Source organism: Winogradskyella sp., assembly GCF_025210595.1.
Classification (GTDB): domain Bacteria; phylum Bacteroidota; class Bacteroidia; order Flavobacteriales; family Flavobacteriaceae; genus Winogradskyella.
Genome location: NZ_JAOARH010000096.1, coordinates 25,233 through 32,880, shown reverse-complemented (window position 1 = coordinate 32,880; position 7,648 = coordinate 25,233). Strand labels below are relative to the sequence as shown.

The window sequence follows — 7,648 nt, the reverse complement described above, 5'->3', positions numbered from 1 at the left end:
GAATTAACTAAACTATAATCGTTAGATGCAATATTAGCACTTCCCCAAGCAAATTCTCCAGCTTTTGGTAGTATAGGTCCTCTACAAGCCTTTTCATATTCTAGCTCAGTCATTGGTCGCATACCTGTCCAGTCCATATAAGCATTCATATCGCCAGGACTTAAATAACTTATGGCTCTATCTGGTGCTGTAGTTGTTGCACTAGCACTTCCTCCAGTCCAAGAAACAGTATTTCTACTAATTTCAGAATCACTGTTCTTATGAGTTGAATCAGTAACATCTCTGTTAGTTTTTTGAGCTTCTGTTAAACTATTAAAGAAACCTAGCCATTGCGCTTCTGTGACCTCATATTTCATACAATAAAAGTCATTAAACCCTTTAGGATAAGAAGAACTAAGTGTACCTGTTTGGTCACCACCACTAGCGTTATCACCAACGTAATATAAATTTCCAGAAGAATTAGCTATGGTTATAGCTGCCTCTGATGTTATTTGATAAGAAGACGATGTAGAAAATCCACCACTATGAAACTTATTAGATTCATCTCCTGTTGTTCCTCCAACATAGAATGCACCTTCAGGAATGTAAACCATTTCTATAGCAAATACTTGAATATCTATAATATCATCTGTATCTGTAGAACCGAAATTCCAACGTAATTGATTGTTTTGAAAATTAACATTGCCATTGCCGTCAGCATCTCTATAAATAAAAGCACCCATTCCATCTGAGGTTACATTCATAGTACTCCCTGGTGCAGCTACTGAGTTAGCTTGACTTACAATGCCGTGCGTCCAAGTACCATTATTCACCCTATACTTTATAAATACCCATGCAGCATCCCAATTTGAAGGGCCAGAACTAATACGCCAAGAGTTTTCCCAAAAGAGATCAAACTCTACATGTACCCAATTAGAGACTTCGTTTAGATTCTCTAACGAGATGTTGTTGACTTGAATGTTGTTTGCCCTTGAGAAGTAGGAGCAAAGTAAAAATGAGAAAAGTAATAATCTTAATTTCATAATTTAATGTGTTTGTTAATTTTAATGTGTTCATTAATATGTAGGTAAAATTAAATTGCGATTAAGAAGACTATAATAGAACATGTATAGATGGTTGTGAAAATTGTGTAAATGGAATTTTAGGTAAACCTTGAATATTTTAAGCCAAAACATTTTTTGAGACTATATCTTACCAAATGCACAAAATTTTATACCATACATACTTTAATACTTAATGATTGCTTATTAAAGCATATATTTATATTACTTTTTATAAAGCGATAATAATGTTAAAGACAATACTTATTGATGATGAACCTAAAGCTCTTGATAGTTTGGCTTGGGAATTAGAAAATTTTTGCGATCAAATAGAGGTTTTAGAAAAGTTTACTGAGCCCGAAAAGGCATTAGAATTTATAAAAAACAATCATATAGATTGTGTTTTTTTAGATATTGAAATGCCAACAATGGATGGTTTTCAATTTTTAAATAAAGTAGAAGTAAAAGATTTTGCAGTAATTATTACAACCGCTTATAATGAATATGCAATAAAAGCTATAAAGCAACAGGCTATAGACTATTTATTGAAACCTGTAGACATAGATGATCTCACTTTGGCTATTCAAAAAGTGAAACATCATGTTAATAGGAGTACTGTTGTATCAGATAAGCTAGAGCGTATTCTTAAAGATTATAGTAAACAGGTAAGTGATAAAAAAATCACGGTGAATACAGATGGTAAATTAATCTTTCTTAACATATCAGATATTGTATTTGCAGAATCTGATGGGAATTATAGTACATTTCATTTAACTAATTCTAAAAAAATATTATTGACTAAAAAGTTAAAAGAGGTTAACGAATTACTTCCTAAAGATCATTTTTTTAGAATTCATAATTCTTACATTGTTAATCTTGATAAGATAAAAGAATATATAAAATCTGAAGGGTATGTTGTTTTAGAAGGCAATTATAAAATTCCTATTTCTAGAATGAAAAGAACCGAATTCCTAAAAAAAATATAATGTTTAAAAGTAAGTTTTTAATTCATTTATGCGGTTTAATAGCTACACTGTTATCTGTGGTCTGTCTTAATGCCCAACAACGGAATTTTAACATAGATAGTCTTATAAATTCTAAAACTAAAAATTATCAGGCAGTTAGTAAATTACTCAAGCCATACTCAAGAGATTCACTTACAATAAGTACATTTATTAATGATTCTCAAAAAAACGAATATAGCTTTGGGCAAGCATATGCTTTAAATTTAATGGGTATTTATTGTAGAAATACATCTCAGTATAATAAAGCAATAGATTTTCATAACCAATCTGTAAAAACAGCTAGAGCAAATAAATATACAGATATAGAAATAGCAGCGCTAAATATGCTTGGTGTTGTATACCGTAGAACAGATGCTGTAAGAACAGCTTTAGATTATCATAAAGAAGCTTTAACTATTGCCGAGAAAGTAAACCCAAGAACAGAGCCAATAAAGAAAAGTATTGCAGTGTCTTTAAATAGTATGGGTAATATTTATTTAGCATTAGATCAATATGAGATAGCTATTGAACGTTTTTCTAAATCTCTTAAGATTGAAAAAGAGGTAGATAATAAATTAGGTCTAGCAATTAATTATCATAATATTGGTTACGCAAAGGAAGCACTTGGTAAACTAGATGAAGCATTAGAGTATTATAAAAAATCTTTAGAATACAATACCGAGATAAATTCTAAGTTAGGTAAGGTTATCTGTAATAGTAGTATAGGCGCTGTTCTTATTAAAGAAAACAAAAGTGAAGAAGCCATTACATTAATGACTTCAATTTTAAAAGAAGCTAAAGAATTAAGAGATAAGTTTCATTTAACAGGAGTTTATTCTAGTCTTGGTTGGGCATATTTAAAAACAGCAGATTATAAAAAATCTAAATATTATTTAAACAAAAGCCAAGAACTTGCTTTAGAATACAATTTTAAAAGTAGTTTAGAAGAAAACTACAGGTATTTAGCGTCCTTAGCCGAAAAAGAAAAAGACTATAAGAACGCCTATGAATATACACAGCTCTCACGAAATTTTTCTGATGAATTAAATAAAGAACAAAACTTTCAGTATGTTAATGATATTATAGTTAAATACGATACAGAAAAGATTAATGACAAACTAAAGTCTATTGAGCAAGAAAGAGAAATAGAAAAATTGAATTACCGTAAAAACAAAAACATACTCATAGCAAGTTGTTTAATTTTGTTTTTTATTATAGTAATATCATATATCCTTTATAGACAAAGGTTATTAAAAAATGAAAAACGTATTTTAACATTAGAACAAGATATTTTAAGAAGCCAAATGAACCCTCATTTTGTATTTAATTCTTTAAATTCAATTAAGCAATATATAATTACAAACGAGCAAAAAAATGCTGTTTATTATTTAAATAAGTTTGCCAAACTAATGCGTAAAATTTTAGAAGCTTCAAAAACCAAAGAAGTTTCTTTAGCAGAAGAGTTAGAAACCATAGAGTTATATTTTAGTATCGAAAATATTAGATTTTCTAATGAGGTTGTATTTAATATTTATGTAAACGAAAATATAGATTTACACTCTATAAGGTTACCTTCATTGGTTTTACAGCCATTTATAGAAAATGCTATTTGGCATGGATTGTCTTCAAAAAAAGGAGATAAAATTATTGATCTCGAAATCACAAAAGAATCTAACGATTATATCTCTATTAATATTACTGATAATGGTATTGGAAGAGAACAATCTGCTCGTATAAAAGAAAACAAAGTCATTAAAAGAAAGTCTTTAGGACTAAGCCTTACAAAAGAAAGACTAACAAATTTTGTTAAGGACTACAGGAATAAATTTTCCTTAAAATTTGTAGATCTTAAAGATTCTAATAATGTATCTACAGGAACTAAGGTAATATTAGAATTACCTATAAAGTAGTTTTATTAAGTTTATATGTAAATTAAAAAAGGCTTCAAGTTTAATCTTGAAGCCTTAAATTATTATAGATAAGATAGATTTAATCTCTTAGGACACCTCTAGAAATTACAATTTTTTGAATTTCTGAAGTTCCTTCATAAATCTGAGTAATCTTAGCATCACGCATTAAACGCTCTACATGGTATTCTTTTACAAAACCATTTCCTCCGTGAATTTGCACAGCTTCAACAGTTTGTTCCATAGCTACTTTACTTGCATATAACTTAGCCATAGCTCCAGACATATCATAGTTGTTACCTTGGTCTTTATCCCAAGCAGATTTCATTACAAGGTGTCTTGCAGCTTCAATTTCAGTAGCCATATCTGCCAATTTAAATGCAATAGCTTGGTGGTTGCAGATTTCAGTTCCAAAGGCTTTACGCTCTTTAGAATATTTTAAAGCTAATTCATAAGCACCAGAAGCAATACCTAAGGCTTGAGAAGCAATACCAATACGACCACCTGAAAGTGTTTTCATGGCAAATTTAAATCCAAATCCATCTTCTCCAATTCTATTTTCTTTAGGAACTTTTACATCATTAAACTGAAGGGTATGTGTATCACTTCCTCTAATTCCAAGTTTATCTTCTTTTGGTCCAATATCAAAACCTTCCATTCCTTTTTCAACGATGAAAGCATTGATTCCTCTATGTCCTTTGTCTTTATCTGTTTGAGCAATGACTAAATAAACATCTGAACGTCCACCATTAGTAATCCAGTTTTTCGTTCCATTTAATACATAGTGATCACCCATGTCAATAGCAGTTGTACTTTGCGAAGTTGCATCACTACCTGCTTCTGGTTCACTCAAACAAAATGCACCTAAATATTCTCCAGTTGCTAATTTTGTTAAGTACTTTTGTTTTTGCTCTTCAGTACCATAAGCCTCTAAACCATAACATACTAATGAGTTATTTACAGAAACCATTACAGAAGCAGAAGCATCAATTTTTGATAACTCTTCCATAATCAATACATATGAAATAGTGTCCATTCCACTTCCTCCATATTTAGGATCTACCATAACACCAAGAAAACCAAGTTCTCCCATTTTTCTAACAAGCTCATCTGGGAAGCTTTGTTTCTCATCACGTTCAATTACTCCAGGAAGTAATTCGGTTTGTGCAAAATCTCTCGCTGCATCGCGAATCATCATGTGTTCTTCGGTAAGGCTAAAATCCATAAGGTAAATTGATTATTAATTTGTTAAAAAATTCATGCAAAGATAACTCTTTATTGCTGTATTTTCAATAAGTAATACTATTTTTACTTATATGGCAAAATCTACTTATAATGTTATCGCTATAATGTCTGGTACTTCTTTAGATGGTATTGACATTGTTTATGCTACTTACACTTTTAAGAATAGTTGGAAATTTAAAATTCATCAATCAGAAACTATAAAATATTCTACAGATTGGGAATTAACTTTAAGACAATTAGTAGATAAATCAATTAAAGAATTACATGAAGTTGATGTTAAATATTCTGAGTATTTAGCAAAGATTACCTTAAGTTTTATTGAAAAGTATGCAATAAATAAGATAGATTTTATTGCTTCACATGGGCATACAGCTTTACATCAGCCAGAAAATGGAATTACCTACCAGATAGGAAATTTACAGAGTTTTGCAGATCTATTAAATACTAAGGTTATTTGTGACTTTAGAGTACAAGATGTTAAATATGGTGGCCAAGGCGCACCATTAGTTCCTATAGGTGATAGATTATTATTTAATGCATTTGATTTTTGTTTAAACTTAGGAGGGTTTGCAAATATCTCATTCGAAGATAATGACAAACGTATTGCTTTTGATATATGTCCGACAAACATAGTATTAAATCATTACGTTAATAAATTGGATTTAGAGTTTGATGATAAAGGGGAAATTGCTTCAAAAGGAAACATAAATAAAGAACTATTATATCGATTAAATCAACTCGATTTTTACAAACAGTCGCCACCGAAATCTTTAGGTTTAGAATGGGTTAGAGCGAATATTGTTCCAATAATAGATAATTACAATCTTCAAATTAAAGATGTTTTAAGAACCTTTGTAGAGCATATTGCGATTCAAATTTCAAAAGTTTTAAATATAAGCAACACTAATGTGTTAATATCTGGTGGTGGAGCTTACAATAATTTTTTAATCAGTAGAATAAAAGTACTTTCAAACTCTTCCGTTGTAATTCCAAATAAAGAAATCATTGAATATAAAGAAGCATTGGTGTTTGGTTTGTTAGGTATTTTAAAAGAACGAAATGAGATCAACTGCCTTAAAAGTGTCACAGGAGCAAGTAAAGACCATTCCTCTGGAAAAATTTTGACACCTAATGCTTAAAATTAATATTTAATTCATTATTAGGTATTAGAGTTTTTTATATTTGTTACTTCTTAAAAATATAACAAATTGATAAAGGAATTACTTCACAAGTACGAAAATAAATCACCAGAAATAGTTTTTCATTGGAACGATTCAGAAACAGACGCAGAAGGCTGGACAGTTATTAACTCATTAAGAGGCGGAGCCGCTGGTGGAGGTACCAGAATGCGTAAAGGCTTAGATAAAAATGAAGTTTTATCATTAGCTAAAACCATGGAAGTTAAATTTACAGTATCTGGCCCAGCAATTGGTGGTGCTAAATCTGGTATAAATTTCGATCCACAAGATCCAAGAAAAAAAGGCGTTTTAGAGCGTTGGTACGCAGCAGTGTCACCATTACTAAAAAGTTATTATGGTACAGGCGGTGATTTAAATGTAGATGAAATCCATGAAGTTATACCAATCACAGAAGAAAGTGGTGTTTGGCATCCTCAAGAAGGTGTTTTTGAAGGTCATTTTAAGCCAACACAAGCCGATAAGATTAATAGAATTGGTCAATTAAGACAAGGTGTTATTAAAGTAATAGAAAACCCAATATATTCACCAGATGTATTAAAAAAATACACGGTTGCAGATATGATTACGGGTTATGGAGTTGCTGTTGCCGCAAAACATTTCTATGAGCTTAGTGATGGTTCTATTGAAGGAAAACGTGTCGTAGTACAAGGTTTTGGTAATGTTGGTGCAGCTGCAGCATTTTATTTTGCACAAATGGGTGCAAAAGTGGTTGGTATTATAGATAGAGTTGGTGGATTAATAAATGCTGATGGTTTTTCGTTTGATGAGATTACACAACTTTATTTAAATAAAAACGGTAATACGCTGGTAGCAGATAATTTAATTCCTTTTGAAGAAATTAACGAAAAAATTTGGTCTATAAATACTGAAGTCTTTGCACCATGTGCAGCGTCTAGATTAGTGACTAAAGCGCAAATAGACCAAATGATAGATTCTGGTTTAGAGGTTATAACTTGTGGTGCTAATGTGCCTTTTGCTGATAAAGAAATATTCTTCGGTCCTATAATGGAGCATACAGATCAAAAAGTTAGCTTAATACCAGACTTTATTTCAAACTGCGGTATGGCAAGAGTTTTTGCATACTTCATGGAGCGCAAAGTACAGATGACAGATGAAGCTATTTTTAGTGACACATCTGTTGTTATTAGAAAAGCATTAGAAGACGTTAAAAAGAACAATTCAACAAAAACAGGTATTAGTGAAACTGCTTTTGAAATAGCACTGAAACAATTAATATAAAAAACACTCCTCTT

The 7,648-nt window shown here is 30.7% G+C and carries 6 protein-coding genes; 4 read left to right on the top strand and 2 right to left on the bottom strand.

Translation table 11 applies throughout. The features are described 5' to 3' along the window. On the bottom strand, window positions 1-1,022 hold a 1,022-nt coding region (locus N4A42_RS10405; RefSeq protein ID WP_294073663.1), incomplete at its 3' end, for an SUMF1/EgtB/PvdO family nonheme iron enzyme. 266 nt (window positions 1,023-1,288) lie between these two features. Between N4A42_RS10405 and N4A42_RS10400 the strand changes: the two genes are divergently transcribed. Together N4A42_RS10400 and N4A42_RS10395 are read left to right on the top strand one after the other, a co-directional pair. Continuing rightward, complete coding sequence (locus tag N4A42_RS10400; RefSeq protein ID WP_294073661.1) at window positions 1,289-2,026, top strand: LytTR family DNA-binding domain-containing protein; 738 nt, start codon at window positions 1,289-1,291, stop codon at window positions 2,024-2,026. Beyond that, a complete protein-coding gene (locus N4A42_RS10395; RefSeq protein WP_294073659.1) occupies window positions 2,026-3,954 on the top strand; it encodes a tetratricopeptide repeat protein in 1,929 nt (642 codons plus the stop codon). Before N4A42_RS10400 ends, N4A42_RS10395 begins: the two co-directional genes overlap by 1 nt. Window positions 3,955-4,033: 79 nt before the next feature. On the opposite strand, the gene N4A42_RS10390 is transcribed toward N4A42_RS10395, so the two are convergent. After that, window positions 4,034-5,176 carry an acyl-CoA dehydrogenase gene (locus N4A42_RS10390; RefSeq protein WP_294073657.1) on the bottom strand — a complete coding sequence of 381 codons (1,143 nt, stop codon included), beginning with the start codon at window positions 5,174-5,176 and terminating at the stop codon, window positions 4,034-4,036. A gap of 91 nt (window positions 5,177-5,267) precedes the next feature. On the opposite strand from N4A42_RS10390, the gene N4A42_RS10385 reads away from it, so the two are divergent. Then, window positions 5,268-6,335, top strand: coding sequence for an anhydro-N-acetylmuramic acid kinase (locus N4A42_RS10385; RefSeq protein WP_294073655.1), 1,068 nt, complete (start codon window positions 5,268-5,270; stop codon window positions 6,333-6,335). A 72-nt stretch (window positions 6,336-6,407) separates the two neighbouring features. Further along, the gene (locus tag N4A42_RS10380) at window positions 6,408-7,634 is read left to right on the top strand and encodes a Glu/Leu/Phe/Val dehydrogenase dimerization domain-containing protein (protein ID WP_294073665.1); all 1,227 of its coding nucleotides are present in this window, start codon (window positions 6,408-6,410) and stop codon (window positions 7,632-7,634) included. Window positions 7,635-7,648 lie beyond the last annotated feature (14 nt).